Source organism: Streptomyces sp. NBC_01723, assembly GCF_036246005.1.
Taxonomy (GTDB): Bacteria; Actinomycetota; Actinomycetes; order Streptomycetales; family Streptomycetaceae; genus Streptomyces.
Genome location: NZ_CP109171.1, coordinates 110,875 through 137,147, shown reverse-complemented (window position 1 = coordinate 137,147; position 26,273 = coordinate 110,875). Strand labels below are relative to the sequence as shown.

22 protein-coding genes and 6 pseudogenes are annotated in these 26,273 nt (G+C 70.0%); 18 read left to right on the top strand and 10 right to left on the bottom strand.

The window, feature by feature from the left end:
• Positions 1-29 precede the first annotated feature (29 nt).
• A complete protein-coding gene (locus tag OIE75_RS00650) occupies positions 30-626 on the bottom strand; it encodes a hypothetical protein (protein WP_329468965.1) in 597 nt (198 codons plus the stop codon).
• Positions 627-651: 25 nt separating this feature from the next.
• Positions 652-897 (bottom strand): hypothetical protein, encoded by a 246-nt coding sequence (locus OIE75_RS00645; RefSeq protein ID WP_329468964.1) that lies wholly within the window; start codon positions 895-897, stop codon positions 652-654.
• A 451-nt stretch (positions 898-1,348) separates the two neighbouring features.
• On the opposite strand from OIE75_RS00645, the pseudogene mobF reads away from it, so the two are divergent.
• Together mobF and OIE75_RS00630 are read left to right on the top strand one after the other, a co-directional pair.
• Positions 1,349-1,953 (top strand): annotated as a pseudogene (mobF, locus tag OIE75_RS41395) (MobF family relaxase); the annotation flags it as partial.
• A pseudogene (locus OIE75_RS00630) lies at positions 1,937-2,243 on the top strand (IS110 family transposase); the annotation flags it as partial. The pseudogenes mobF and OIE75_RS00630, both read left to right, overlap by 17 nt.
• Positions 2,244-2,267: 24 nt before the next feature.
• Here the strand turns inward: OIE75_RS00630 and OIE75_RS00625 are convergent.
• Positions 2,268-2,714 (bottom strand): hypothetical protein, encoded by a 447-nt coding sequence (locus tag OIE75_RS00625; RefSeq protein ID WP_329468962.1) that lies wholly within the window; start codon positions 2,712-2,714, stop codon positions 2,268-2,270.
• A gap of 65 nt (positions 2,715-2,779) precedes the next feature.
• On the opposite strand from OIE75_RS00625, the gene OIE75_RS00620 reads away from it, so the two are divergent.
• The 4 genes and pseudogenes from OIE75_RS00620 to OIE75_RS00610 all read left to right on the top strand — a co-directional run bounded on the left by OIE75_RS00620 (position 2,780) and on the right by OIE75_RS00610 (position 4,963).
• A complete protein-coding gene (locus OIE75_RS00620; protein WP_329468961.1) occupies positions 2,780-2,983 on the top strand; it encodes a DDE-type integrase/transposase/recombinase in 204 nt (67 codons plus the stop codon).
• Between the two features lie 42 nt (positions 2,984-3,025).
• Positions 3,026-3,340: an integrase core domain-containing protein gene (locus OIE75_RS41390; protein ID WP_393566081.1), complete on the top strand. Its 315-nt coding sequence runs from the start codon at positions 3,026-3,028 to the stop codon at positions 3,338-3,340.
• 669 nt (positions 3,341-4,009) lie between these two features.
• Positions 4,010-4,191 (top strand): annotated as a pseudogene (locus OIE75_RS41385) (IS5/IS1182 family transposase); the annotation flags it as partial.
• 172 nt (positions 4,192-4,363) lie between these two features.
• A complete protein-coding gene (locus OIE75_RS00610) occupies positions 4,364-4,963 on the top strand; it encodes a hypothetical protein (protein WP_329468959.1) in 600 nt (199 codons plus the stop codon).
• Here the strand turns inward: OIE75_RS00610 and OIE75_RS41380 are convergent.
• The gene (locus OIE75_RS41380) at positions 4,947-5,144 is read right to left on the bottom strand and encodes a TetR family transcriptional regulator (RefSeq protein ID WP_353608969.1); all 198 of its coding nucleotides are present in this window, start codon (positions 5,142-5,144) and stop codon (positions 4,947-4,949) included. The genes OIE75_RS00610 and OIE75_RS41380 overlap by 17 nt on opposite strands.
• Before the next feature lie 148 nt (positions 5,145-5,292).
• Between OIE75_RS41380 and OIE75_RS00605 the strand changes: the two genes are divergently transcribed.
• The 3 genes from OIE75_RS00605 (at position 5,293) to OIE75_RS00595 (ending at position 9,617) form a co-directional block, all read left to right on the top strand.
• Complete coding sequence (locus tag OIE75_RS00605; RefSeq protein ID WP_329468957.1) at positions 5,293-6,774, top strand: alpha/beta hydrolase; 1,482 nt, start codon at positions 5,293-5,295, stop codon at positions 6,772-6,774.
• 257 nt (positions 6,775-7,031) lie between these two features.
• Positions 7,032-7,796, top strand: coding sequence for a hypothetical protein (locus OIE75_RS00600; protein ID WP_329468955.1), 765 nt, complete (start codon positions 7,032-7,034; stop codon positions 7,794-7,796).
• A 126-nt stretch (positions 7,797-7,922) separates the two neighbouring features.
• Complete coding sequence (locus tag OIE75_RS00595) at positions 7,923-9,617, top strand: CocE/NonD family hydrolase (RefSeq protein WP_329468954.1); 1,695 nt, start codon at positions 7,923-7,925, stop codon at positions 9,615-9,617.
• 201 nt (positions 9,618-9,818) lie between these two features.
• Here the strand turns inward: OIE75_RS00595 and OIE75_RS00590 are convergent.
• A pseudogene (locus OIE75_RS00590) lies at positions 9,819-9,899 on the bottom strand (hypothetical protein); the annotation flags it as partial.
• Between the two features lie 456 nt (positions 9,900-10,355).
• The gene (locus tag OIE75_RS00585; RefSeq protein WP_329473908.1) at positions 10,356-10,814 is read right to left on the bottom strand and encodes a GNAT family N-acetyltransferase; all 459 of its coding nucleotides are present in this window, start codon (positions 10,812-10,814) and stop codon (positions 10,356-10,358) included.
• A gap of 186 nt (positions 10,815-11,000) precedes the next feature.
• Between OIE75_RS00585 and OIE75_RS00580 the strand changes: the two genes are divergently transcribed.
• Entirely contained in the window at positions 11,001-11,708 is a 708-nt protein-coding gene (locus OIE75_RS00580) for a hypothetical protein (RefSeq protein WP_307017599.1), read from the top strand.
• Between the two features lie 14 nt (positions 11,709-11,722).
• Here OIE75_RS00580 and OIE75_RS00575 read toward each other — a convergent pair.
• A protein-coding gene (locus tag OIE75_RS00575; protein ID WP_443078254.1) for an IS5 family transposase occupies positions 11,723-12,582 on the bottom strand; the annotation gives its coding sequence in 2 pieces (ribosomal slippage) (positions 11,723-12,235 and positions 12,238-12,582; 858 coding nt in all).
• Between the two features lie 90 nt (positions 12,583-12,672).
• On the opposite strand from OIE75_RS00575, the pseudogene OIE75_RS00570 reads away from it, so the two are divergent.
• Positions 12,673-13,489: pseudogene (locus tag OIE75_RS00570) on the top strand (IS5 family transposase).
• Between the two features lie 231 nt (positions 13,490-13,720).
• Here OIE75_RS00570 and OIE75_RS00565 read toward each other — a convergent pair.
• A complete protein-coding gene (locus OIE75_RS00565) occupies positions 13,721-14,782 on the bottom strand; it encodes a ScbA/BarX family gamma-butyrolactone biosynthesis protein (RefSeq protein WP_329468952.1) in 1,062 nt (353 codons plus the stop codon).
• Positions 14,783-15,073: 291 nt separating this feature from the next.
• On the opposite strand from OIE75_RS00565, the gene OIE75_RS00560 reads away from it, so the two are divergent.
• From OIE75_RS00560 to OIE75_RS00545, 4 genes are all read left to right on the top strand, one after another.
• Positions 15,074-15,295: an acyl-CoA carboxylase epsilon subunit gene (locus tag OIE75_RS00560; RefSeq protein ID WP_307008753.1), complete on the top strand. Its 222-nt coding sequence runs from the start codon at positions 15,074-15,076 to the stop codon at positions 15,293-15,295.
• An 858-nt stretch (positions 15,296-16,153) separates the two neighbouring features.
• The gene (locus tag OIE75_RS00555; RefSeq protein ID WP_329468951.1) at positions 16,154-17,746 is read left to right on the top strand and encodes an acyl-CoA carboxylase subunit beta; all 1,593 of its coding nucleotides are present in this window, start codon (positions 16,154-16,156) and stop codon (positions 17,744-17,746) included.
• Between the two features lie 13 nt (positions 17,747-17,759).
• On the top strand, positions 17,760-18,377 hold the full coding sequence (locus OIE75_RS00550; RefSeq protein ID WP_329468950.1) for a ScbR family autoregulator-binding transcription factor: 618 nt from the start codon (positions 17,760-17,762) through the stop codon (positions 18,375-18,377).
• A 1,105-nt stretch (positions 18,378-19,482) separates the two neighbouring features.
• Positions 19,483-20,310 (top strand): AfsR/SARP family transcriptional regulator, encoded by an 828-nt coding sequence (locus OIE75_RS00545; RefSeq protein WP_307017454.1) that lies wholly within the window; start codon positions 19,483-19,485, stop codon positions 20,308-20,310.
• A 118-nt stretch (positions 20,311-20,428) separates the two neighbouring features.
• Here OIE75_RS00545 and OIE75_RS00540 read toward each other — a convergent pair whose 3' ends face one another.
• Entirely contained in the window at positions 20,429-21,511 is a 1,083-nt protein-coding gene (locus tag OIE75_RS00540) for an IS110 family transposase (RefSeq protein ID WP_329468948.1), read from the bottom strand.
• 521 nt (positions 21,512-22,032) lie between these two features.
• On the opposite strand from OIE75_RS00540, the pseudogene OIE75_RS41375 reads away from it, so the two are divergent.
• Together OIE75_RS41375 and OIE75_RS00535 are read left to right on the top strand one after the other, a co-directional pair.
• Positions 22,033-22,158, top strand: a pseudogene (locus tag OIE75_RS41375) (IS110 family transposase); the annotation flags it as partial.
• Positions 22,159-23,500: 1,342 nt separating this feature from the next.
• Positions 23,501-24,322 carry an AfsR/SARP family transcriptional regulator gene (locus OIE75_RS00535; protein WP_307017456.1) on the top strand — a complete coding sequence of 274 codons (822 nt, stop codon included), beginning with the start codon at positions 23,501-23,503 and terminating at the stop codon, positions 24,320-24,322.
• Between the two features lie 33 nt (positions 24,323-24,355).
• Here OIE75_RS00535 and OIE75_RS00530 read toward each other — a convergent pair whose 3' ends face one another.
• The gene (locus OIE75_RS00530; protein WP_307017457.1) at positions 24,356-24,580 is read right to left on the bottom strand and encodes a DUF6059 family protein; all 225 of its coding nucleotides are present in this window, start codon (positions 24,578-24,580) and stop codon (positions 24,356-24,358) included.
• Positions 24,581-25,290: 710 nt separating this feature from the next.
• Here OIE75_RS00530 and OIE75_RS00525 point away from each other — a divergent pair.
• On the top strand, positions 25,291-26,268 hold the full coding sequence (locus OIE75_RS00525; RefSeq protein WP_307017459.1) for an aromatase/cyclase: 978 nt from the start codon (positions 25,291-25,293) through the stop codon (positions 26,266-26,268).
• Positions 26,269-26,273 lie beyond the last annotated feature (5 nt).

Here is a 26,273-nt window from a genome sequence, read left to right as displayed (position 1 = left end):
AGGGTCTGCGTGACCCCGCCCTTGAGATGTCAGGCGTTGCGTCGGTGCAGCCTGTCGCTGGCTGCGCGTTTCCAACCGTCCCCGGGTGCAGCAGGGGGAGCTACTTGTTCAGGCTGCTCGTGTGCGGCTTGGCGGGTGGTCTGCCCGTACCGGTCGCTGTGCCGGTGCACCAGATCCGGCTCTTGTTGCCCGGGCCATACCTGGAGGAGGTAGTCCTCCAGGGGCTCTGTGACGTGAGCGTCATACGCGTGGTCACGACCGCGAGCGTGGACGCGTATACGGTAATGGCCAGGCCCGAACGGTGTCAGCACCGGCAGTTCGGGACGGTCATCCATCAAAGCTGCAACTCTCATGTCGCCGGAGACGGACTCGACGCTGTACTCCACCACCTCGTCCCACGCCTCGACGGAGCCTGGGGGCGGAACGGCGCGCCGGAATACTTCCACGGTCAGACTGACCGGGCCGCCGTTGACACCCGTGAGAACGACGGCCAGCCCGGGCCTGGAGAAGATCAGTCCGTTCTCCGGTTGGAAGGACGGCTGTGCGTATTCTCCTGAATCAGCCAGGTGGAAGGCGTGGTACTCCGCTTGAACGTGCCCGGACGCCTTCGCGAAGAGTTCGCTCATAGCCGGCATGGTAGGGGCTGTCTGCTCAGGCGAAGATGCGGATGCGGATGCGGAACCGTTCGGCGGGCCTTGTCGTACGTCGTTCCTGCGCAGCGAAGACGCCGGGCGCGCTGCGGACGCCCATCACGCGAAGGCCGGCGCGGAAGCGCCCGCGTCCGGTGCGCAGGTCGTCGAGGAAGGCCTCCACGGCCTGGTGGAAGCGGCGGTGCTGCTCCGGGGTGAGGCGGTGAAGGTCGGCGGTCAAGCGCGGCAGGGTCTCGTAGGTGGGCACGGTGAACTCCTCCAGGACGCACGAAGCGCCCGGCCGGTGGTCGGGTAGCGGTCGTTCATCAGGTCGTTGAACCTCTGCACGTTGGGCAGGTCGTTGGCGCAGGCGGTGCAGTGGGGCAGGTAGTCGGTCCGGGTGGGGTACGGCACGTTCGAGTGGACGGTGACGGTCGGGCGCAGCGTGAGGGGCCTACCGCACAGCGGGCAGGGGGCTCCGTGAAGGGGGTTCGTGTTCATGCGGCGGACTGTGCACACACCGGCGGCTTACCGTCTCGGGCTGGCCCGGCGGCCCGCCTGGCGGGCGCTCCGGTAAGATCTGGTGATGCCCTCCCGCCCGGCGGGACGTACCCGGGATCGCGCTTTCTCGCAGGTCAGCGCCGGGTTTCCAGGGGTCGATGATCAGCATGTCGGAGGTCCGCCCGGGGAACGGGTGGCGCTACCTTTTCCGCGGTGTGATGGTCGGCGACGGCCGCCGCACGGCGGGCACGCCGCTGCGCGCCGCCCAGGACGAAGCCGGTGTCCCGCCCGGCGTGTGGAAGGGCCGGGGCCTGGCCGCGCTCGGCCTGACGGCTGGGGACGTGGTGACCGAGCGGCAGGCCGAACTCCTCCTGGGGGAGGGCCGGCACCCGGACGCCGACCGGATCGAGCGCGAGCTCCTGGCGCAGGGCAAGACCCCGGAGCAGGCGAGGCGGGCGACCGTGCTGGGCAGGCCCATCGAGCACAACCGCTCGCCGAAGACCGACAAGGCCAAGGAGCGCACCCCCTGGCTGGCCTTCGACCTGACGTTCCGGCCCCGCCGACCGCCCACATCGCGTGGGTCCTGATGGACGACCGGCACCGCCGGGTGCTGGAGCTGTGCAACGGCATCGCCCGCGACAAGACCCTGGCGTGGCTGGAGGATTCGGTCGCGGAGATTCGCTGGAAGGCCGGCGGCAAGGAACGCGACCAGGTCAAGGACGGGCTGGTCGTCGCGGTGTTCCAGCACTACGAGTCCAGGGCCACGGAATCGAGGCCGCTGCTCCACGCGCACGCGGCCGTGTCGATCCGCACCCATCACCCGCGCCTCCGGCAAGAAGCGGTTCGTCGGCCGCCGCTTCGTCAAGAACAACCGCCTCATCAACGCCGGCTTCCTCTGGGCCTTCGCCGCCCTCACCGCCTCACCCGGAGCCAACGCTCACTACCGACGCCGACGCGACCACGGAGACTGGCATGCCGCCGCACAACGGCACTTGCTGAACCTGCTACCTCGGCCAGCTCCATAACTGCCTCAAGACCCGGCAGTTCTTCGACGAACAGCACGCCTTCGCGCCGATGGCTCTGCCTCCGGAAGCATCGAACGCTCAGACATAGTCAGGGCCGCTGTCGGCTTGCCGCTCACCCGCCTGCCCTGTCCGCTCCGGTTGCCTTGCTCAACTGGGCGGCGAGACGGACGGCGGTCTTCTCCCCGGCTCGCTGCCTGATCAGACCCTCTTTGGCAGCTGTACGAAGCCAGACCTCAGAGCTGTCCCCATCGGCCTTCAGCACTCGCGCGGTCACCACTACAGGATTCAGACCGCCGGCACCGCCGCTGGCGACGATACGGATAGTTTCATCCTCACCCAGGCGAACTGGCACGGTCTCAATAACGTGACCGGCCCTCCCGAGCACACCGGAGACGCGCTTCACCGCATCGTCGAAAGGCAAGGGAACAAGCAGATCGACCTCATGGACGTTCTTCCTCATCAGCTTGGCCACCGACCGGACCAAGCGACCACTACCCCCACCCACTGCGCCGAGAGCAGCAAGCTCCTCAGCCAAGATCTGGTCTTCGCTCTGATCCACGGACCCCACCCTCACCGACAGACCGCTCCTACACGCGACTTCACCGCATCCCGCCCGAACGAGCGGTGGTTGCCGACTTCACCTACGTCGCCACCTGGTCCGGCATCGTCTACGTCGCCTTCGTCGTGGACGTGTTCTCCCGAACGAACGTCGGCTGGTCGGCCGCGACCAGCATGCGGGCCAAGCTCGTCCTCGACGCACTCGACATGGCCCTGTGGCGTCGCGACCGGGCTGGCATTCCAGCAGGTCCCGGGCTCGTTCATCACTAGGACGCGGGCAGTCAATACACGTCCTTCGCGTTCACCGCCCACCTGCTCGAGGCCGGCATCGACGCCTCGATTGGCACCGTCGGCGACGCCCTGGACAACGCACTCATGGAGTCCCAGATCGGCCTGTTCAAGACGGAGCTGATCAAGCCCCGCAGGCCCTGGCGCGGCTTGGCCGACGTCGAGCTCGGCACCGCAGAATGGGTCGACTGGTTCAACAACCAGCGCCTCCATACCGCTATCGGGCATCCCTCCCCACGAGCACGAGGCCAACCACTACGCTCAACACCGGCCCCAACCGGCGGCTGGAGTCAACGCATAGAGCCTCTACCGATCCCGGAGCGGTTCACCCACACGTAGTGCCACTTGCCGCGCGTGCGTTTGGGTTTGGTGCTGGCGAATTCCTGGATGGTCGGCCACAGGCTGGCGCCGCCGGCTGTGATCGTCAAGCTGGCGGTGAGCGTACTCTGGAGGGCCTCTGGCTGGACCGCGGTGAGTACAGCGCTTGCTGTACTCAGCACGGCACCAGGGCTGCTGAGGGCCCGAGTCCGGGCCGCGCTGGAATCGTTGCTGCACCGTGGCCGTCGGCGAAGCGATGTGCTTCCTGCCCGCGGCCGCCCGTGCCTACTTCCCTCGCCCGGGCGTCACGTACGTCGACGTGACCGACCTCGCACCTTCCACGTCCGCCCTCGCCTGGTTGACGGCGAGGCGGAACGAATCCGCCGTCATAGCCGTCCGTCAGGCCGCCCAAGAGGCCACGAGACGCAGCCGCAGTTAGGCGAGCACGATGCCTGCCTGATCCGCGCGCTACGCCTCTTCCAGCACGGCATCGGCCACCGGCTGGTCCAGCCAGCGCTAGTAGAAGTGTCTGGCGAGCTTCAGCACCCGCCACGCAACCGTGACGGGCACCCCGCCTCCGGCCAGCTCTTTCACGAGCGGGTAAATCCTCTTCCCGGCAGATCCGCCTGCGATGGGTAGACCGCGGCCCGCCGCACAACCTCGTTCTCCTGCTCCAACAGCTTGATCTGCCAGCGCCTGCATGCCGACCAAGTTTACAAGCGTGCTGACCTGCGCAGATGGCTGCGCGGGAAGCGGAGCGGCGTGCGCATCTCCCGTGAGGGAATCGAGTCCAGCGAGCGATTGGGGCGGCGCCGCTGGGTGATCGAGCCACGATGTCGTGGTTGTCCGGCTACCGCCGCTTGAGCCCTCGCTGTTGCGGGGCAGGAAGGGCGGCAGCGCGCGATAGCGAGCCGCCGGCAGCCAGTCCTTCTGTTACGGCACGCGGACAAACTCGGGTGAACCCGCGCCGGCCGAAGTGCCTCTTCCAGGGTGCAACGAACAACACACGGCCGAGATCTCAATAACCCGTAGGAGGTTTCCCTCATGACCACTCGCCGTACCGTACGTTTCGCCGGCCTGACCGCCCTCACCGCCGCCGCGGCCTTCTCACTGACCGCGTTCCAGGCCGGGAGCGCCGATGCCTCCGCCAGCCCGGCATCGAAGGACACCGTCTCCCTCTCCCACTCCACCGGCGACGGTGGTGCGGGCAGCGCGAAGATCCAGGCGGGATCAAAGGCCGACACAAAGACCCTGGTCGACGGAAGCACGGCCAGGATCAGCAAGCTCGGCGACCTGCACTACAGCGCCGAGATCGTCAGCGACGGCTCGGTGGTGGCCACGCTCGAGGCCGACCAGCACGACGCCGGGCTCGACGCCAACGGCATGTACGTCGTACTCGGCGTGGACGGCGAGATCCACTCCTGGATGGGCGGCGAGCACCACGGCCCGGGCACCTACGCGCTCGAGGGCGGTTGGACGGCCGAGGTCACGAAGCTCGGCGAGCTGCGCTACCACGCGGACATCCTCGATGACGAGGGCGCCGTGGTCGCCACGCTGGACGCGAACGAGCAGGACGCCGGACTGGACGCCAACGACTCGTACATCGTGCTCAGCACCCGCGGCGTGATCAGCTCCAGCATGTAAGCGCCGGCTCGGCTGCGGCGGCGGGGCCTCCGGCCCCCGCCGGGGACCCGTCCGCCAACGCGGCGATCTCCTGCACGGTCGTCGCGAAGTATCCCCGCTCGGCGAACAGGCGGCCGGCCGCGTGACAATCGCTTCGTGCGTGCTCGCCGCGAGCCTGGCTCGCCTCTGCTGTGAAGGCCACGCCATCCGGCCAACGCTACCTCCGCGACCTGCCGCGTTGTCCCGCCCCCCGGCCTCCTGGAGTATGACCCCAACTGACTGGATTGAGGCACCAGTTGGGGGGTAGCGGGAGCTGACCCCCCCCACGCGTCGCACAGAAGGCTCCCCCCATGATGAAGTTCCTCGTATCCGCACTCGTCGTCATCGTGGTGGCGACGCTCTCCTCCACGGGGTGCTCGTCGGCCAACGCGGGCGAATCAAAGCTCGGCTGGGGAGAATGCCCGAAGGACGTCGCCGCGCCGGGTGTCGAGTGCACGACCCTGAAGGTCCCCCTCGACTACAAGAAGCCGGACGGCAAGAAGATCGAGATAGCCGTGTCCCGCCTGGCGAGCAAAAACCCCGACAAGCGCCACGGTGTGCTGCTGACCAACAGCGGCGGCCCCGGCGGGCAGACGCTCACGATGCCCGCCACCCTCAAGAAGATCGGTGTCCCTCAGAGCGTCCTCGACACCTACGACGTCATCGGCATGGACCCCCGGGGTGTCGGCCACAGTACGCCGGTGACCTGCGGCCTCAAAGCCACGGACCACCCCACCAACATCCCGACGTACGCCCGCACCGACGCGGACGTCACCGCCGAGGCCAAGCGTGTCGCGGCCGTCGCTGACAAGTGCGGAAAGTCCAAGACCGCGGACATCCTGCCCTACATCACCACCGCGAACACCGCGCGCGACATGGACCAGGTCCGCGAAGCGCTCGGCGAGTCCAGGATCTCGTACTACGGGATCTCCTACGGCACCTACCTGGGCGACATCTACACCACCCTGTTCCCCGAGCGCAGCGATCGCGTCTTCATCGACAGCGTGACGGGCCCTGGAGGCTGGGACGAGTCGTTCGTGCGCGAGTTCGGCGAGGGCTTCCAGAACCGCTTCCCGGACTTCGCTGAGTTCGCCGCCGCCCAGGACGAGAAGTACGGCCTCGGCGCGACGCCGGAAGCCGTCGAGCAGAAGTACTACGAGATCGCCGAGAAGCTCGACGCCAAGCCGAGCCCGGAAGGGTACACGGGGCAGGTCTTCCGTCAGGTGACGTTCAGCAGCTTCTACTACGACAGCGAACTCCCGAACCTCGCCGAGATCTGGAAGGCCCTCGACACCGGCCAGCCGGTGCCCACCCCGTCGGGCGGCGCGGAGGGCGGGGCGGCGGCCGGCTCGTCCGACATCCCGGCGGACAACCACATCGCCAGCCAGATGCACGTGATCTGCAACGACTCCAACTGGTCGGAGGACGTGGCGACCTACGTGCGCAACGTCGAGCAGGACCGCACGCGCTTCCCGATGTTCGGCGCGGCCGGGGCGGACATCACGCCCTGCGCCTTCTGGCCCTCGGAGCCCGTCGAGCCTCCCGTGAAGATCACCGACGAGGGCCCCTCGAACATCCTCATGCTCCAGAACCTCCGCGACAACGCGACTCCGCTCTCGGGAGCGCGCGAGATGCGTGCCACCCTCGGTGACCGGGCCCGGATGGTGACGGCCGACCAAGGCGGCTACCTCGCCTACAAGTACCTCGACAACAAGTGCGCCGACGCCATCGTCACCAAGTTCCTCCTCACCGGCGAGCGCCCCGAGAAGGACACCGCCTGCGAGAAGAGCTGATCCGCACCCGGACCACCTCCGTAGCAGGTCGCCCATCAAGGCGTCCCTGCGCAGCCTACTCAATGGAAAGTGTGCCCGTAACGGGCGGGTTGTGACCTTCTTGTGCACGTGTATCCCATAAGTACATCAGGCGTGTCACCACCTCGTTACTGCCCTTCCCGCGCGATCACCGTGGCAGCCAGGGTGGTGATCGACCAAGCACACAGCCAGACCAACCGGCAGACCACACATCAGTAACACCCTCGGGGAGACACACCATGCTTCGCAGCCACCGCAAGACCGCCTTCACCGCCGCCGCCCTGATGGCGACGACCACGCTGCTGACGGCCTGCCAGAATGGCGACTCGGAAACCAAGAACACCAACCCGCCCAGCGCCTCTGCCTCAGCCTCGAGCACGAAGGAGGTGTCCGGCAGCGACGACAAGGCTCCGGATGGTGACGAGGCGCCGTCGGACAGCGCCACGGCGAGCAAGTCCGACAGCAAGAAGGTCACCGGTACCTGGTTCGGCACGGTCTCCTACCTCGCCCCCGGCAAGTACACCGTCACCGACCTCAAGGACACCAAGCAGCAGTTCTTCACCTCGACCGACACCGACATCCAGGGAGCCGGAAAGATCTGCGGCGATGCAGCCGGCCAGGCCGCCACGCCCTGCAGCGAGGATGAACTCGAAGCCGCCGCCAAGGACGGCGTATCCGCCACCGTCAAGCTCAAGAACGGCATCGCCGTCAGCGTCGTCGAAGACCACTCCAGCAACAACGACGACAAGACGTCCGGCCTCTGGACCGGCAAGCTCGCCTACCTGGCTCCGGGGAAGTACTCCGTCGCGAGCGACAAGGGCGAACAGGCATTCCTCACCTCCACCAAGACCGTCATCAACGGGGCGGGCCTGATCTGTGGCGATCGTGAACAGATCAAGCAGTGCAGCGAGGACGAGCTCGAGGCCGCAGCCAAGAAGAGCATCGACGTCGTCGTCAAGGTCGACCGCGGCATCGCCGTCACCATCGATGAGAACCACAACTGAGCTGTTCACAACAGCAGATGAGGGCTCGCTCTGCTGGTCGTCTTCTGGGCGTTCCGCCGTACGGGCAAGCGCCTGGTGGAGCCGGTGAGCGGCTGAGCGCGACATTTCAGGGAGGAGCAGAAGACGATGAAGAAGTTTCCCATGGCCGCAGCGGTCGCCGCGCTGGCGTTGGCCGGTGTGCTCGTCGGCCCCGCTGTCGCCAAGCAGTCCGAGGACTCGGCGGTGGCCACCGCCGAAGACGCGGTGGCGCACAAGGACAACGACCGCGTCCCCGAGGGCGCGGTCTGGACACAGCACTACTTCCCCTCCTCGGACGGCTCCGGCGCCGAGCTCCACGCCGACGTCCTGCGGCCGGAGAAGCTGCCCAAGGGAAAGAGAGTGCCGGTCATCCTGTCCGTCGGCGCCTACTTCGGGCACTCCGGAGAGCTCACGGACGAGAAGTGGTCACACACGGGCCCGTCCGACCGCTTCAAGGACCTCGTCGAGGGCGGCGATCTGTTCGACCGGGGTTACGCCCTGGTGATGGTGGACCTGCGCGGCTTCGGCGGCTCCACCGGCTGCCTCGACTACATGGGCAAGGGCGAGCAGGCCGATGTCAGGGCGGCGATCGACTGGGCGGCGAAGCAGCCGTGGTCCACCGGCTCCGTCGGCATGTACGGCAAGTCCTACGACGCGACGACCGGCCTGGTCGGCAACAATCTGGACCAGAAGGCGCTCAAGGCCGTGGTCGCCCAGGAACCGGTCTGGGACATGTACCGTCCCACACGCTCCAACCGGGTCCCGAAGCTGGGCGGAATCCTCGCACCCGACACGTACAACCGGATCGCTCAGCTCGAGCAGTTGCCGGACGACCAGGAGCGCTACCGCAAGAACTCCCGGTACGAGCAGAAGCACCCCGAGTGCATCGCCCAAAACACGGACAACAATCTCAAGGCCGACCCACAGTCGCCGTACTGGCAGCAGCGTGACCTGGCACGGCACGCCGAGGGCAGCGACACCCCGCTGTTCGTGACCCAGGGCTTCATCGAGTCGAACACCAAACCCGAGGCGATACAGGAGTACCTCGCCCGTCATAAGGGCCCCGAGCGTGCCTGGCTCGGCCAGTGGGATCACGTAAGGGGCAACGAACGCGCCGAGGACGGACGTCTCCAGATGGGGCGCGAGGGCTGGTTCAAGGAGGTGATGTCCTTCTACGACCACTATCTCAAGGGCATCGCCCCGAAGACCGGCCATCCGGCCTACGCCATCCAGGACAGCACCGGAACCTGGCGTGCCCAGGACACATGGCCGCTCTCGGACCGGTCCACCGACGTGGCACTGCGCGACGGGTCCTACGTGGACAAAGGTGAACCCGGGGCCTCTGCGGGCTTCTTCACCTGGTCTGAACCGGTCGAGCGCGACGTCCGCGTCACCGGGACGCCGCGGATCGACATGAGGACCGAGGGCAGCGGCAACGTCATGGTCAAGCTGTACGACGTCGCGCCGGACGGCTCGGCCGCCATGTTCGACGAGCAGGTGTCACTCGTGGACTCCTCCGGTCGCGTGGCCATAGATCTCAAGTCGACCGACTGGACCCTGGAGGCCGGGCACTCGCTTGCCGTCGAGATCGGCACGATCCAGGACGGCGCCTGGGTCGACACCCCGACCGGCGACCGGATCAAGGTGAAGGACGCCCGGCTGCACCTCGCCGTCGACTCTCCCGCCGACGACGTGCCCACCGCCGGCGAGCGCTCGCCGTATCTCGACACCTACCTGAAGGCCTACACAAAGAAGCTGAGCCCCGGCTCCCCGTCCTTTACGGTCCCCTCGCCCCGCACCTGACGCCGGGCAGCTGCATCGTGCGAGGGCGGTCCCTTCCGGCTCGTCGGGCTGGCGGGGACCGTCCGGCCGTGTCACCCCGAGCATCGTGGTGGTCGGTGCCACCCCGGTCCCCAACCGCGATGGCGGCGTGAGCGCAGGCACGTACTGGTACAGGCGGGCGTAGGCGCCGAGTTTGGCGGCGAGGCGTTCGGGTCCCATGGTGCCCCGGTCGACTTCGACGAACGCCCGCAGCATCGACCCGCTGTCCTCACCGCCGGTACCGCGGCTGCGGTAGTAGAGCAGAGCGTCGGGGACGACGGCCGTACCACTGCCGAGGGATGGTGGACCTCAGGGATCCAGTCCAGCGGCTGGCACGCGTCCCTACGCCGGCGGGCGTCCTGGACGAACGCCAGCATGGTCTCCGTCACCGTCAGCGTGTGCCCGACCCGCAGCCGGGCGGCGGTCCGGTCGGACACCGTCCGCGTGGGGGGCCAGTCCCGCAGCTCCGGCCACTCGGGGGGGCGACTTGTTTCTCAAGGCGGTCTCCCGCCCCCCCCGCAGCCAAGGGCTTCGTTGTCCTGCCCGCCTCTGGAAAGTCGAACGCACCCTCGACTGGATCATGAAAGCCGGCGCAATGTCTGCGACTAGGAACGTCTCCCTCAGCACTCCAAAGCGCACCTGACCTTGGCACTCATCACGCTGATGACCGCAGACTCACCCGGCGGGGACCTTATCCCCAGTGGGCGAAGACGAGTGGCATCAGCCCCGAATCTTGAGTAGGTACTGGGCAAGGGTTCGGCCAGGAATCGACCCGGAGGGGACCCGGCTGGCGAGGACGCCTCCCATGGCCTCATAGAAGGGCTCGGCGTTCGGGTCCGCATCGATGGTGAACTGGGTGAACCCCAAGGCCTGAGCAGTCTCGACAGCATGGGTGAACAACAGACGTCCGATGCCCTCTCCGATCGCATCCGGGTCGACGAACATCATGCCCAAGATGCCCTGCGGCGGCTCACCCTCCAAGGTCGTGAAGCCCACGACGCTGCCGTCTCGCTCCGCAACAGCCGTTCGGCGGGCGGCGAGCTCTTCGCGACTGAGCGTTAGTTCCCCCCGGCACGACGCGAGGAACTCAGCGTCATACCCCCAGTGAGCCTTCGAGCGGAGCGCGAGATCAGATAGAAAGCTTGCTTCCTCGGGCTGAGCAGGCCGGATCGAGATAATCACTCAGCACCTCCACGGTGTTGTCGTCATCACCTCATGATCCACCCACACGGTTTGGGAGGTCGGGCAATCCAGGGAACACGTCCGCAGATGTCAGACAGACACTAAAAACTCCTAACGGAATGACTCACAAGGCATCGTCGGGCCCTGGGGCAGTGGGTAGCAACCAGGTGCGAGGATGCTGTCGTGTTGGATGCGATCAACGCGGTGGACTGGGATGCCATACCAGGCCATCCCAACTGGTATGAACCGGCTCGTGCCGCCCACGGTCTGCGCGCGCTGGCGGATGCAGCGAATCTGGTGGAGGCGGCTGAGGCCAGCTCACTGCTCGGCGGCGGCGGAATCGTCCATGGCCACAGTGCCGCGGTGTTTCCGGCGGCGGCGGTCGCGACCCCTCTGCTCCTGGACATCGCGCAGCAGGGTCACCCGGCGGCGCGGGACGCCGCGTTGGGGCTGGTCGATGAGGCCCTGTCGTCCTATCCCCACGGCGAGTACTCGCGGGTGACGACGTCCTACGGCACAGCGGTGCCGATCTGCTGCGCCATCGCCCACCAGTTGCAGGCTCGCTCAGCTCTCCTTGCTGGACTGGGCAAGCGGGGCAAGGCACTGCTTGCCGATGCGGCCGAGCACTGGCGTTTCAAGATCCGAGAGTGCGTCGCCGAGAGCAATGACACGGCAGCCTTCGGGGCTCTGGTCGGCTGTTTCCCGAGCGGCGTACACGCAGCGGAACTACACGTCGGCGGCGAGATCGCCGTGCTGGACGAGGTTGCCCTCGAATACGCACCCGAAGACGGCTCTGCTGAAGCGTGCCTGCGGGTGACGGGACGGCGACCAGCCGAACTGCCGCCCGGCGCCGCCCTGTTCCCAGCAGAGTGCGGTGAACGCATGCACTGACCAGCCTCTACAGTTCACAGTCCATGCGGTACAGGGGCCGTCTGCCGGGCTGAGATGAGACGCCTCCAGCAGATGAGTGCGCATCCCAAGGTAAGGAATGCTTCGTGGATGTCGTCGCGTATCTCCCAGCGAATCCGTAGGCGGCGGAACCAGTGCAGGTGAGCGAAGGCGCGTTCTACGACCCAGCGTTGGGTGCCCAGACCGGAGCCGTGTTCGGTGCCGCGGCGGGCGATCAGTGGTTTCACTCCGAGCCCCCAGACCAGGCGGCGGTACTTGTCGTGGTCGTAGCCGCGGTCCGCGAGGACCGCGTCCGGGCGGCGCCGAGGTCGGCCGCGTTTGCCCCGCACCGGCGGCACTGCCTGGAGCAGTGGGATCAGCTGGGTGACGTCGTTGCGGTTGCCGCCGGTCACGGTGGCGGCGAGCGGGATGCCGGTGGCGTCGGTGATCAGGTGGTGCTTGCTGCCCGCCCTGCCCCGGTCAACGGGGCTTCGTCCGGTCTTGGAGCCCCTTTTAACGCGCGGATGTGGGAGCCGTCGACGGCCGCCCGGGAGAAGTCCAGGGCGTTCGCGCTGCGGAGCTTGGCAAGGAGGACCTCGTGCAGCTGGGACCACACGCCGGCTTCGGTCCACTCGGCCAGGCGCCGCCAGCAGGTCATCCCCGACCCGAAGCCGAGTTCCTGCGGCAAGTGTTCCCGGGAGATCCCGGTGTGCAGCACGAACAGGATGCCCTGGAGCACCAGCCGGTCCGGGTGTCGCTTGCGCCCAGGATGCCGGGTCCGGCGCTCGGCCTTGGGCAGCAGCGGCTCTATCACCGCCCACAGCTCGTCGTCGACTTTCCACGGCTTCGGACGAGCCACCCAGCACCCCCGGATCATTGGTCCCGGAGTGATCCAACCACCTCGAAGATCATTTTGTTAGGAGTTCTAAGACCGTGTCCTACGTGGTGAGGCGTCGTTGACCTCGGTATGGGGCGGGGTACGTGGAGTTGGATTGTTCCGGACGGGTGTGGGAGATCGCGAAGCCGCTGATCCCGCCCTCGAGGGTGCGGCCGCAGGGCGGCGGAACGCAGGACACCCCTGATGAGACGATGTTCGCGGCCATCATCTACGTCCTGGTCAGCGGCTGTGCCTGGCGCCAACTGCCGCCCTGCTTCGGTATATCGAAGTCGACCGCCCACCGGCGGTTCTTGATCTGGTCGAGAGCCGGCCTCTGGGGACGGCTGCAGGAGGCCGTGCTGCACCGGCTCGACGACGCCGGCCTCCTCGACGTCACCCGCGTCGTCCTGGACACCGCCCACGTCAGGGCTAAAAAAGGGGCGAACATACAGGTCCGAGCCCCGTGGACCAGGGCAAGCCAGGTTCCAAGATGCATATCCTGTCGGACACGAACGGACTGCCCCTCCTCGTCGGTGTCTCGGCCGGCAACACCCACGACAGCGAAGGGCTGAAGCCGATGGTGGAGGGTCACCACACGAGACACGACCCCCATCGCGGCCGGTACTTCAAGCCCCAGCGCCTGCACGCCGACAAAGCCTACGACCGGGCTGACCTGCGCAGATGGCTGCGAGGGAAGCGGACCGGCGTGTGCATCGCCCGTAAGGGAATCGAGTCCAGCGAGCGATTAGGGCGGCGCCGCTGGGTGATCGAACGCACCATGTCGTGGCTGTCCGGCTACCGCCGCTTGAGCCCTCGCTACGAACGCGATCCCCGCAACTACCTGGCCTTTCTCGGCCTCGCCGCTGCCCTCTGCTGCTACAAGCGACTCATCCGCCTCACCGCGTAGGACACGGTCTTAAGGATGTAGGCTGCTATGCCTTTCATGGGGTGGTGGGGTGTCTGGCATTGTTCTTTTTGTGCGCCTTTTGCGCTGGTCGTGGGCCGAAAGGAGAAGGGGAGGGGAGGGGGTGTTGGGGGGTTGGTGTGTGGGGTCGGGGGGTGGGGTCGGGTCTTGGTCTTGGTGTGTGTTGGCGGGTGCCTGGGTGCTGGCCTGGTGGGAGGTGGGTGTTGTTCTGGGCTATTCGCTGTTTGCCGATGCGGCTGTGGGCCTGGTGGGCGTGGTGGGTGTGGTGGGTGGGGTGGTGGTGAGGGTGGTGGTGAAGATGGGTTGGTTGTTTTGGTGGCCGGTGATGTGGATGGTGTGGGGTTGGTGGGGGTGGGGGTGGGCGTTGATGAGGCAGGGTTGGTCGAGTTCGGCGTATTTGGTGAAGTGGGTGGTGAGGTGGTGGGGTTGGGTGGTGGGTTGGCCGAGGAGGGCGGTGGCGGCTTGGCGGGCGGCTTCGAGCAGGAGCATGCCGGGGATGTGGTCGACGTGGTGGTCGAAGAGGATGGGGTGGCGGGTGTCGGTGCGTAGTTGCCATTGGTGGGGGTGGGGGGTGGGGGTGAGGACGACGTCGGCGGGGGAGTGGCGTCCGACGGTGTGGGGGGCGGTGGGGGTGGTGAGGGGGATGGGGGTGTGGTGGGGGGTGAAGACGTGTGGGGGGCGTAGTCGCCGGTATACGGCGGGGGTGACGACGCTGAAGGAGATCTGGCCGTGTCCGGCGGGCTGTCCGTGGCGCTGGAGGGTGGTCTCGTAGCGCAGGGCGGCCAGGCGTCGGCCGTGTCGGGTGATGTCGGTGCAGGTGATGTGGAGGTCGAGGTCGGCCGGTGCGTGGCCCACGTGCAGCTGGCCGGGTTCGACGGTGAGGGTGAGTTCTTCCAGCAGGAAGTGGTGTCCGAGGGGGACGCCGAACTCGGCGTGTGCGAGCAGGGCTCCGGCCTGGCGGATCGTTTCAGCGGCGATGAGGGGGTCGTGGTTTCCGTTGAGGGGGGTGAAGAAGCTGTGGCCGCGCGGCCATTGTGCGCGCATGGTGTAGCGGGTCTCGGTCAGGCGTTGCCAGTCGGTGAGCATCACCTCGGCGACGGCTGCCCGGTGGACCAGTTCGCTGGGGACGGTGGAGGTCCAGGGTCCGTGGCCCGGGACGGCCGGCAGGTGCGGCAGGTGCGGCAGGTGCGGCAGGTGCGGCGGGTGTGGCGGGGCTGTGGGTGGTGCCGGCTGTGCGGCCGGCGGTCTGACGGTGTCGAACGTGCTCGCGGTCATCGCTCCCCCAGAACGAGATCGGAGATGGTCTGCGGAGGCCCAAAAGATAGAGACCACCCGGTTTGATTTCCAGAGGAATCGCAGCCTCCGCCCGGGAATGTTGCGAGCCGGCGTCGAGGGCCGGTCCGGTGGGCGGCCTTGGGTGCCGGCCCGCTCGTGGGGGTCGTTGCAGTTCACGCCGTGCCGGTCCGGGCGGGTGTGGGCGGGTGGCGGGCCGAGTGGTTCTCGAGCGGGGCTGAGGCGGTCCTGCAGCGGGGCGGGGCACGGTGGCTGCAGTGGAGAGGAGCGGACATGGGTGAATCCGGTGCCCGGGCCCCGGTGTTGCGTATCGAGCGCGGCCGGGCCGGCGAGCAGGAACTGGCCGCGCTGACGGCGGTGCTGTGTGCGGTACTGGCCCGGCGGGCGCGGGCCGCACACCGCGTGCCGGCCGCGGGGCAGGAGCCGCCCGGCGCGGCGTCCTGGCGCCCGGAGAGCCCCCGGGCGGCCCACCGCCCGCCCCACTGCTGGCAGTAACACCCCCGGCCCCCCCCGGCCGTCCGCCGCCCCGTCCGTCCTGCGGCCGACGGCACGAACACCCCCCACCCCCCACCCCCCTCGTCCCCGTCCGCCGCACGACCGGTGAGCAGGGCCGCCAGACCCCAGACCCACGCCCAGACCAAGACCCCCAGACCCAGACCCCCAAGCCCAGACCGGGACCCAACCCCCAACCCCCAACCCCCAACCCTCAACCGCAGACTTCAGGCCAAGACCGAACCCAGGCACAGGCCCAAGCCAAGACCCAAACCTCAGACCCGGACCCCCCTAGCCCAGACCGGGACCCAACCTTCAACCCTCAACTGCAGACCTCAGGCCAAGGCCGAACCCAGGCCCAGGCCGAGGCCGAAACCCAAACCTCAGAGCCAGGTGCCGAGACCGCAACCCAGAACCAAGCCCAGAACCAGGCCCAGAACCAAGCCCAGAACCAGGCCCAGAACCAGGCCGAGACCCAAAGCCCAACCCCAGGCCCAGAACCAGGCCCAACCCCAGGCCCAACCCCAGGCCCAGGCCAGACCCAAGCCCAAACCCATGCCCAAGCCGAGGTCCGGGCCCATGCCCAGGCCGAGGTCCAGGTCCAGGCCAGGTCCTGCCGTTTCCTCCGTCCCTGGTGTGTTGTTCGGCCGGGGCCCCGGGAGGGTGGGTCGGGGGCAGCCCCGGCCGGGCGGCGGGTGGCGGGCGGGGGGCGGGGGGCGGTTGCGGTTGTGGCGGGTGGCTGTGTCCGGCGGGTCATTTTTCAGCTGATGTGTGTGCGCACGGCACCCACCCCCCTGTAAACCGCACAGACGGTTTGTTAACCTGGTGGTTCGTGCCGGTCGCGCCCGGGAGGGAGGCATCGTGACAGTCCTCAATGACGTTTCTCAGGTGGCCGCGGGGCCGGCGGGCGGGCGGGGGTGTGTCGCCGAGCTGCACGGGATCCGTGCGCGGGCGCTGGCCGGGCCGGGTGATCAGGCGACGGCGGCGCAGCGTGCGCGGGGGAAGCTGACGGCCCGTGAGCGGATCGGGCTGCTCCTGGATGCGGGTTCTTTTTGTGAGGTGGAGCAGTTGCGCCGGCACCGGGCGTCGGGGTTCGGTCTGGAGGGCAAGAGGCCCTATACCGACGGGGTGGTGACCGGGTGGGGCACGGTTGAGGGCCGGACGGTCTTCGTCTACGCGCATGATTTCCGTATCTTCGGCGGTGCGCTGGGGGAGGCGCACGCCGCGAAGATCCACAAGATCATGGACATGGCGGTTGCGGCGGGTGCCCCGCTGGTCTCCCTCAACGACGGTGCCGGGGCCCGTATCCAGGAGGGCGTGTCCGCGCTTGCGGGGTACGGCGGGATCTTCCAGCGCAACACGCGGGCGTCCGGGGTGATCCCGCAGATCAGTGTGATGCTCGGCCCGTGTGCGGGCGGCGCGGCCTACAGCCCGGCGCTGACCGATTTCGTGTTCATGGTCCGGGACACCTCGCAGATGTTCATCACCGGCCCGGACGTGGTCAGGGCCGTCACCGGTGAGGAGATCACGCACAACGCGCTGGGCGGTGCGGACGTGCACGCCGAGACGAGCGGCGTGTGTCATTTCGCCTACGACGACGAGGAGACCTGTCTGGCCGAGGTCCGCTACCTGCTGTCCCTGCTGCCGCAGAACAACCGGGCTCATCCGCCGCGCGCGGAGTGCACCGATCCGCCCGGCCGGCGCTGCGAGCGCCTGGCCGCCCTGGTTCCCGCGGACGGCAGCCGCCCCTACGACATGGCGGATGTGATCGGGGAGATCGTCGACGACGGGGAGTACCTTCAGGTCCACGAGCGCTGGGCCCGCAACATCATCTGCGCGCTGGCCCGCCTGGACGGCCAGGTCGTGGGCGTCGTCGCCAGCCAGCCGCAGGCCCTGGCGGGCGTCCTGGACATCGAGGCCTCCGAGAAGGCCGCCCGCTTCGTGCAGATGTGCGACGCCTTCAACATCGCGGTCCTCACCCTGGTGGACGTCCCCGGTTTCCTGCCCGGCGTCGGCCAGGAGCACGGCGGCATCATCCGCCACGGCGCCAAACTCCTGTACGCGTACTGCAACGCGACCGTGCCCCGCATCTCACTGGTCCTGCGCAAGGCCTACGGCGGCGCCTACATCGTCATGGACTCCCAGTCCATCGGCGCCGACCTCACCTACGCCTGGCCGGCCAACGAGATCGCCGTCATGGGCGCCGAGGGCGCCGCCGGCGTCATCTTCCGCCGCCAGATCGCCGCCGCCGAGGACCCCGCCGCCGTGCGGGCCCGCATGGTCAAGGAGTACAAGGCCGAGCTGATGCACCCCTACTACGCGGCCGAGCGCGGCCTGGTCGACGACGTCATCGACCCCGCCGAGACCCGCGAGGTGCTCATCGCCTCCCTGGCGATGCTGCGCACCAAACACGCCGACCCGCCCTCCCGCAAGCACGGCAACCCGCCGCAGTAACGGAGCACTCCGCATGGCCCGACAGCAACGAGCGCTGCGCACCCGCCAGGCGCTGATCACGGCGGCCGCCACGGTCTTCGACCGCGACGGCTTCAGCGTGGCCTCGCTCACCGCGATCAGCTCCCTGGCCCAGGTGAGCAACGGAGCGCTCCACTTCCACTTCGCGAACAAGGCCGCCCTGGCCGACGCGGTGGAACAGGCCGCCGCCCAGCGGCTTCAGACCATCGTCACCGCCCACGAAGGCAGCGCCGGCAACTGCCTGCAGCTGCTCGTCGACACCTCCCACGACCTCGCCCGCCGGCTCGCCGCGGACGTGGTGCTGCGCGCCGGCTTCGAACTGGGCCGCAACCGGGTCCGCGGAGCGGGCCAGGCACTGCACCGCCAGTGGCACGCCTGGGTCGCAGCCGCCCTCGAACGCGCGGCCGGCGAAGGGGTGCTGGGCGAGGTCGCACCCGAGACGGTGACGTCCTCCGTGGTGGCCGCGACGACCGGCTTCGAGGTCCTGGGCACCCGCGACCCCCAGTGGCTCTCGCACGCCACCCTCACCCGCTTCTGGCAGCTCCTGCTGCCCCGGCTGGCCGCCGCCCCCGCCCTCACCTCCCTCACCGCCGCCGGCACCCGCCCCCACTGACCCCCCCCGGAGAGGGCACGCGGCCCCCCCGCCCCCACTGACCCCCCGGAGAGGGCACGCGGCCCCCGCCCCCGGGGACCCGCACCCCCGGGGATTCGCACCCCCGGGGATTCGCACCCCCCGGGGACCCGCACCCCCGGGGATTCGCACCCCCGGGGACCGGCCTCTGCTGACTCCTTGTCCCGGCCCCGGGCAACCCCCGGCACCCCGCCGGCCCCGGCCGCCTCGGTAACCCCGGCCGCCCCGGGGCGGGCAGCCCTGCCCGGGAGGCACCCGCAACCCGCAGCCGACCTCCTCGGTTCCGGCCGCCCCCACCCCGCAACCCGTGGGCGGCGGAGCCCGGTCCCGGCCGCCCACACCCCGCAACCCGCAGCCCGCAGCTGCCGGGTCCTCAGCCTTCGAGCCGACCGTGCCGGCCGCCTGCGGCCGCCGTCCCGCCCGCGCGCGCCGAGTGCCCTGCGGCTTGGGCCTGCCACCGCCGCAGCGGCCTCCCGTCGCGGCTCCGGCTCCGGCCGGCACGCACCCCCAGCTCTGCCCCGCCCCCACGCCTGCCCACTTCCGCCGCGTCCGGACGCCCTCCGGGCCTGTCCCCCCGGTACGTCCTCGCGGCCTGTCCGCCGTCCCCGTACGCTCGCCCTCCCGCCGCGCCCGGACGCCCTCCCGCCGCGCGCGGGCGGACACTGCCCCGCCCTCGCCCATAACAAGACCATGCGCCCTGTTCTTTGGGGGGCCGTGCCCGGGCGGCGGTTCCCGTCCGGGCGTCCGTGCCCCGGACGGAGCAGCCGCCGGGAGGCCGGAACCTGCCCCTCCAGCGTGGCATACCGGCCTCGACTCCACCTGGAACATCGCCCCCGCGGGCGCGGCAACTCCCCCCGTATGAAGGGCTTTCCGTCCTGGTGGCACGAGCGTGCGCCCGGCGTCCGCCGCCGTCGGCCCCGGGCGCCGGGATGGCCGGATGTGCGCCACCCCCATTGACAAACCGACTGTGCTGTTTTTTTAATCGTCTTCGAGCCAGTGTCGTCGAGAGCCCTCCGGGTGTCCAAGCGGCGGCCCTCGCGGCACGGACCCGCAGCAACCGGCATGGGACTCCAAGGGGGACAAGACAGTGGACATCGAAGTTCTGGGCGCGCTGTCCGTACGCGAGCACGGCGTCTCGATCACACCGACCGCCCCGAAACCGCGTCAGGTGCTGGCCCTGCTGGCCCTGCACGCCGACCGGGTGGTCCCCGTCTCCTGCCTGATCGAGGAGCTGTGGGACGACGAGCCGCCGCGCAGCGCCCGCACCACCCTGCAGACCTATGTGCTGCAGCTGCGCGAGCTCATCGGCGCCGCGCTGGCCGCCGGCGGCGAACGCGACGTCACCGCCAAGGACGTCCTGGTCACCCTGCCCGGCGGCTACCGCCTGGACAGCCGGGGCGGCCGGGTCGACTTCCGCGAGTTCGAGCAGCGCGCCGGGGCCGGCTACCGGGCCGTGGACGCCGAGGACTTCACGGGCGCCGCACGCAGGCTGCGCGAGGCCCTGGCACTGTGGACCGGCACCGCGCTGGCCGACGTGAGCGCCGGCAGCCGGCTCGGCCTGGAGGTCAAGCGCCTGGAGGAGTTGCGGCTGTGCGCGCTGGACCAGCGCATCGAGGCCGACCTCAGACTCGGCCGCCACCGCGAACTGCTGTCCGAGCTGACCGTCCTGGTCAACCGGCACCGGATGCACGAGAGCCTGCACGGCCAGTTCATGGTGGCCCTGCACCGCTCGGGACGGCGCGGCGAGGCGTTGAGCGTCTACCAGCGGCTGCGGGCCACCCTCGTGCACGAGCTGGGACTCGAACCGTCGACGACGATCAGCCGGCTCCAGCGCTCCATCCTCACGGCCGCCGCGGAGACCGCCCCGGCCCGCGGCCCGGAGGCCACCGGCCGGGCCGTGGCCCGCGTGGGCTGACCCCGCCCCACCCCGCCCCGCCCGTGAGCGGGCAGCGGCCCCGCCACCGCCGCCCGCCGCAACCGCAGGGTCAGGCCCCTCCCGCCGGCCGCGGACACCCCGAGGCTGCTATGTCGTGTCAAGCCGCTTGAGTGAGTGCTTCGACGTTGCCGAGTTGGTTCCGGTCGGAGCGCTCAAGGATCTTGAAGACCTGGCGGCAGATCACTCGCTTGAGGCATCGCTGCGCGTCACGGGAGGTCTTACCTTCGGCGATCTTGCGTGCGACGTACGTCTTCGTAGAGGGATCGAGCCGCATCCGGATCAAGGTGATCGTGTGCATGGCCCGGTTGAGCTGCCGGTCGCCGCTGCGGTTGAGCCGGTGTCGGTTGGTCAGCCCGGACGAGGCAGGGATCGGCGAGACTCCAGCGAAGGAGGCGAAGGCGGCTTCCGAGCGGAATCGTCCCTGGTGAGACCAGCTGACCAAGATCTGGGCGGCGGTGATCGGTCCGACTCCGAGCAGGTTGAGAAGCGCGGGGGCCTGGTGCCGCACCAGCGTGAGGATCTCGTTCTCGAGCCCCTTGGCCTCGGCCTGCAGGGCCTGGACGCGTTGGGCCGTGGACCGCATGGCCCGCACCGTCATCCGGTGCTCCAGGTCCTGGGCCGGGCGGTCGCGGAACTGAGCGCAGTAGGCGATCTGTTCGAGGCGCTTGAGCTTTCGCAGCTCGGAGCGGAGGCCGTCCGGCGCGGAGACGATCAGGGCCTTAAGCTGGTTGATCGCGGCGGTGGAAGCGAGGACCGCGCCGTGACGGGTGGCAAGCAGCACCCGCAGTGCCTCGCGTTCGCCGCGGAGGCGGGGCTGGATCAGATGCTCGGTGGTCAGGGCCTCCTTGGCGGCCCGGACGGCGTCGAGCATGTCGGTCTTGCGGCCGCCGCGGTTGGCCGCTCGTTTTGGGCGGCAGACCTCGACGACCTGCTCGCCGGCCTGGTCCAGGAAGGCCGCGAGGCCGGCGCCGTAGCTGCCGATGCCTTCCAGGGCCCAGCAGCGGCGGCCGGGGACCTGCTGGCGGGCGAAGTCCAGCAGGCGTCGGTAGCCGCGGGCGTGGGCCGGGGAATCGGTGCTGGCCAGCACGGCGCCGATGGGGCTGACGGCGGCCGCGGCGAGGGTGTCGCGGTGGGTGTCGACGCCGATGACGCCATCGACGTGTTCTGCGAGCATGGTCATGCGGCTGTTCTCCTCCGGGCGGACGACCGTGACGGTGTCGGCCTGGGTGGAGTCACCACGTGGCGGAACTGTGATGAGTCACGCCGGAAGGCGGACAAGCTGCTGATCAAGCCAACGGGTGGGCCAGGCCGACGCCCGCGTCCGGCAGACATCTCGGGGGAACGGCAGCCCTTGACGGAACGCCAGTTATCTTGCGAGTCATGCCGGATCACGAGCGCCGAGCCTGGCAGCAACCCATCCCGGGCCGCAGAAGAACTCTCACAGTTGTCTTCTTCGCGGTCCTGCAAGAGGGCCGCTGGCCTCCGGTCCCGGCATGACTGTTGCCCCCTGTCGATGGGATGACCTGGGGGGTGGTGTCACCGGGTCCGAGGGGTGCCGTCACAGACGCTGATCAGAGGCCCGACCACCGCCCGGCCGGGCGCAATGCCCGGCCGCTGCGGGCGGCAGGTCTGCATACCGTGGATGCGCGAGAACGGCCTCCGCCCCTGGGGCCGGCACGCTGCGAGACCTGTGGGGGCACGGTGACCAGTATCGACGGGGTGGGCATCTTCCGTGGCCTGGACGTCGGCAAGCAGACGCATCACGGCCACGGCCTGACTCCGGCCGGGAAGACGGTGTTCGACAAGCCGCCACCGCATCAGCGTCCTGTTCGCCATGCTCCGCGACGGAACCTTCTACGAACCGGGAAGCCCCCCCGCCGCTTGACGAAAGACACAGAGGCACCCCCCGCGCGGCGGGACCGGCCGGCCGGCTTCAGCACAGCCCCCGCCCCCCGCCCCCCCCCCCCCCCCCCCCCCCCCCCCGGGCGGGCGGCGGGCCGGCCTCCCTCCACCCGGACTGCACCGGGCCGCGCCGACGGCTCCCGCCGACGCCCCCCGTGTGCCCACCCACCGGACCCAACACCGGCTGCCCAGACGGCAGTTCACCTCCCGGGGCCGGCGCCTCCCCGGCACCCCAACACCGCGTCCCGGAACGGCAGTTCACCCTCGCCCCCGGACCTCCCCGGCCAGCCCCCCGGCCAGACCTCCCTGGCGGACCCTCTCTGAGCGGACCTCCTGGTTCCCTGACCGCTCCACGCCCCCGGGACGGCGGCATCCGCGGCGTCCCGGCCGTCCCGGTCCTCCCGTCATCGCGGCCCAGCCCTGCGGCCGCGTCCTGCGCCCCGGGCGGGCCACCGCACGGGCGGGAGGGCCAGGACCGGGGAGCGGCACGGGCCGGGAGAGCCAGGATGGGCGGTCCCAGCCCGGTGCGGTGCGCGGCGCCCCCAAAGGCCCGGGCGCGGTGGTGCCGGCAGCCGACGCAGCCGGCCCGCACGGGCCGTTGCGGGCACCGCCCCTGCGTCCGCCCGGATGCGGTGCCCGCCCTGCCCCTTCCGTCCGCCGGTGAGCCGCTGCGCTGCGCTCCGCCGCCCCGGCCAGTCTTGCCCCCTGTGGGCGGCGCCCTGAGCCCCGTACGGGGAAAAGTGGGCCTGGGCGGGGCCGGCCGTTCGGAAACAGAGGGCGACGCCGCCCGGGAGGGGGGCGATTCCCGCTGCCGGCCCAAGAGCCGGCGCCCCCCTTCCCGGATTCCGGCTTCCGGACGGTACGCGTGAACAAGAAACCGGGCGCCGCGCGTCCGGTTTCCCTATCCGGCCGCCGCACCCTCACGCCGCTTTCCCGGTGTGGCCGCCCGGCCCCGGCGACGGGTAAATGGACGGCTCCGCGCACGGGCCGGCGCAACAGGGGCGCGCCGTCTTCTCGCCGTGTGCAAAACGGCGTGCCGCCCATACGGCAGGAACTGCTGGGAGGGGGGCCGCAAGGATTCCGCTCGATGCCTCCTCGACGAATGGGCGGGCGCGTGGTTGCGGCGGGATACGGCGGGCCTCGTGCATCCGTCGTGGGGTAAGGACAGCGGGCCCCCGCGTGGCGCAATATCGACCGAGCCTCGGGCACCGGTTCGAACGCCGGCTCAAAAGCCGAGTCCAGTTGTCGAGGTACGGGGAAGGAAGCCATGGAGATTCGTGTTCTGGGTCCGCTGAGTGCCGACGTCAACGGGATGTCGATCGTTCCCACGGCCGGGAAGCCGCGCCAGATCCTGGCCCTGCTCGCGCTCTACCCGGGCCGGGTCATGCCCGTGCCCACGCTCATGGAGGAGATCTGGGGCACCGGACTGCCCCAGAGCGCCCTGACCACCCTGCAGACCTACATCCTCCAGCTGCGGCGCCGGCTGGGTACCGCGATGGGGCCCGGCGCTCCGGGCACCGCCAAGGACGTCCTGGCCACCCGGCACGGCGGCTATCTGCTGCAGATACCGGCCGAGGCGGTCGACGTCCACGCCTACGAACGCCTCGTCGCCGAGGGCCAGCAGGCCTTCGAGGACGGCGAGGACGAGCGGGCCGCCCGCACCTACCGCACCGCGCTCAGCCTGTGGCAGGGGCCTCCGCTGGTCGACGTTCCCGTCGGCCCGGTCCTGGAGATCGAGGCGATGCGGCTGGCGGAGAGCCGGCTCGTCACGCGCGAGCGCCGCATCGACGCCGACCTCAGGATCGGCCGGCACGCCGAAGTCACCGCCGAACTCACGGACCTGATCGCCCGCCACCCCGAACACGAGGGGCTGCACTCCCAGGCCATGGTGGCGCTCTACCGCTGCGGGCGGCAGGCCGCCGCGCTCGACGTCTTCCACCGGCTGCGCCGCCGCCTGGTCGACGAGCTGGGCGTGGAGCCCTCGCCGCAGCTGCAGCGGCTGCACCAGGCGATCCTCGCCGTGGACCCCCAGCTCGACCTGGCGTCCGGGCCGCGACGCACCTCTACCTTCGACCTGTACGCGGCCTGACCCGGCGACGGCCCGGCGGCTGCACCGCGTCCGTCAGCGTGCCGGGCCGATGTCCTTCAGCAGCGCGCGCTCCAGCGCGGTCAACGGCACGTCGGGGCGCAGGCGTTCGGGGTGACCCGGCGCAGGCGCGTCCACCAGGCGGGTGTCGGCGCGGGCCGTCTCGCCGGCGAGCTGGACGGCGCCGACGGCGACCATGGACTGCCAGACAGTGGTGGCCAGGGCGCGGGACAGCCGGAGCAGACGCCGGGCGATCGTCATCGGGGCCCCCTTCGGTCGGCGGATCGTCGTGCCACTCCGCTCAGGCTGGAAGCGGCCCCTCGAGGACCGTCTGACGTCCTCTGGACTCCGAGTCGAGCGTTCGGTGACCGGGCTGGAGGTCCCGGCGCAGTGATGGTCGCGGGGGCCGGTGTTCCGTGACCCGACGTGGTGTCACCCGGTGCGGGAAGCGGCCGTGGGACGGGTGTGAGTGGGGCGGGCGCAACTCCTCAGGCGAGCGTGAAGGCCCTGGGCCGGTGTCGGTGTGGGCGGTGGGGGAGTGGCCGGGCTCTGGGCCGGTGTGGGTGTGGGCGGTGGGGGAGTGGCCGGGCTCTGGGCCGGTGCCGGTGTGACGCGGCGGGGGAGCGGCCGGGCCCGGTCTTGGGGTGAGGAGAGCGCCCGGACGAGTGGCCGGGTCGGGTGCGGGGGCGGCGTGGCGTTTGCCCGGCGCGGCCGTCCGGACACCGGTGTGGGGGAGCGGTGCCGCAGGGTGGGGCAGGGAGGTCGTGCCCTAATCGATCCGGCGTCCAGCACGGTCGTCGTTCACGGGGGCGCCCCGTGTTCCGCTGCGGATTCCAGCGGTGTTCGAGAAGCGGACGAGTCGTTCTCCACCGGATCAGGACACAGTCCATGGCGAGCCTGTACCCACAGGCGGGCGGCGTCCACGGCGGCCCGCCCCGCCTTCCGGACGCCGAGACGAGAGAGGTGTGGGGATGTATCTCGCGCCCGTGCACCGCATGGCCCAGCACGCGCAGGTCGACGCCCCCGCCGGCGTGCTCTACGGTCTGATCGCCGACGCGCTGCGCTGGCCCATCTTCCTGCCGCCGACCCTCCATGTCGAACAGCTCGAGTTCGACGGTGAGTCGGAGCGGCTGCGGATGTGGGTCATGGCCAACGGCGAGGTCAAGTCCTGGACCACCCGACGTGTCCTGGACCCGGTGGCGCACCGGGTCGACTTCCGCCAGGAGGTGCTGCCCCGGCCGGTGACCTCGATGGGCGGCAGCTGGACCGTCGAACCGCGAGGCCCCGAGCGGTCGCTCGTCACCCTCAGCAACGACTTCACCGTGACCGACAACGCGCGCGCCGACGTGGACTGGGTGAAGAGGGCCACCACCGCCAACAGCCGGGCCGCCCTCGACAACCTCCGGCAGCTCGCCGAGCGCTGGCGCCGCCTCGACGACCTGGTCCTGTCCTTCGAGGACGCCGTGAGCGTCGACACCCCCGTCGAGCCGGTGTACGACTTCCTGCACCGGTTCGGCGACCGGCCCGACGCGGTACCCGGCGCGAAGGGGATCGACATCGCCGAACGCGGGCCCGGAGTGCAGCTGATGACCGTGGAACTCGACGGCGCCGACGGGACCGCGCGGACGACGGAATCGGTACGGATCGGATTCCCGCACGCCGGGCGCATCGTCTACAAGGACATCAGGGACACCGAGGAGCCGGCGCTGCTCGCCGCGCACGCGGGGGAATGGTCGGTCGAACCCAACCCCTGGGGCGCGGGGGTCACCGTCGTCGCGCGGCACCACGCGGTCCTCGACGAGGACGGTGTCCGCGAGCGGTACGGCGACGGCGTGGACGCGGTACGCCTCGCACGTAAGGCCCTGCGCTCCCGGCTCGCCCGGGAGAGCGGCGTCGCGCTGCGGCTGGCCAGGGAGCACGCCGAGTGCGCGCCGGCCCGCCGGGCCTGAGCCGC

What these genes read in the sequence shown, in the direction of transcription:
- OIE75_RS00540 (WP_329468948.1), bottom strand. Translation starts at nt 21,511, where the DNA reads ATGACCATGCTCGCAGAACACGTCGATGGCGTCATCGGCGTCGACACC.
- OIE75_RS00600 (WP_329468955.1), top strand. Translation starts at nt 7,032, where the DNA reads ATGCTTCGCAGCCACCGCAAGACCGCCTTCACCGCCGCCGCCCTGATG.
- OIE75_RS00605 (WP_329468957.1), top strand. Translation starts at nt 5,293, where the DNA reads ATGATGAAGTTCCTCGTATCCGCACTCGTCGTCATCGTGGTGGCGACG.
- OIE75_RS00650 (WP_329468965.1), bottom strand. Translation starts at nt 626, where the DNA reads ATGAGCGAACTCTTCGCGAAGGCGTCCGGGCACGTTCAAGCGGAGTAC.
- OIE75_RS00550 (WP_329468950.1), top strand. Translation starts at nt 17,760, where the DNA reads ATGGCCCGACAGCAACGAGCGCTGCGCACCCGCCAGGCGCTGATCACG.
- OIE75_RS00560 (WP_307008753.1), top strand. Translation starts at nt 15,074, where the DNA reads ATGGGTGAATCCGGTGCCCGGGCCCCGGTGTTGCGTATCGAGCGCGGC.
- OIE75_RS00595 (WP_329468954.1), top strand. Translation starts at nt 7,923, where the DNA reads ATGAAGAAGTTTCCCATGGCCGCAGCGGTCGCCGCGCTGGCGTTGGCC.
- OIE75_RS00535 (WP_307017456.1), top strand. Translation starts at nt 23,501, where the DNA reads ATGGAGATTCGTGTTCTGGGTCCGCTGAGTGCCGACGTCAACGGGATG.
- OIE75_RS00525 (WP_307017459.1), top strand. Translation starts at nt 25,291, where the DNA reads ATGTATCTCGCGCCCGTGCACCGCATGGCCCAGCACGCGCAGGTCGAC.
- OIE75_RS00530 (WP_307017457.1), bottom strand. Translation starts at nt 24,580, where the DNA reads ATGACGATCGCCCGGCGTCTGCTCCGGCTGTCCCGCGCCCTGGCCACC.
- OIE75_RS00565 (WP_329468952.1), bottom strand. Translation starts at nt 14,782, where the DNA reads ATGACCGCGAGCACGTTCGACACCGTCAGACCGCCGGCCGCACAGCCG.
- OIE75_RS00610 (WP_329468959.1), top strand. Translation starts at nt 4,364, where the DNA reads ATGACCACTCGCCGTACCGTACGTTTCGCCGGCCTGACCGCCCTCACC.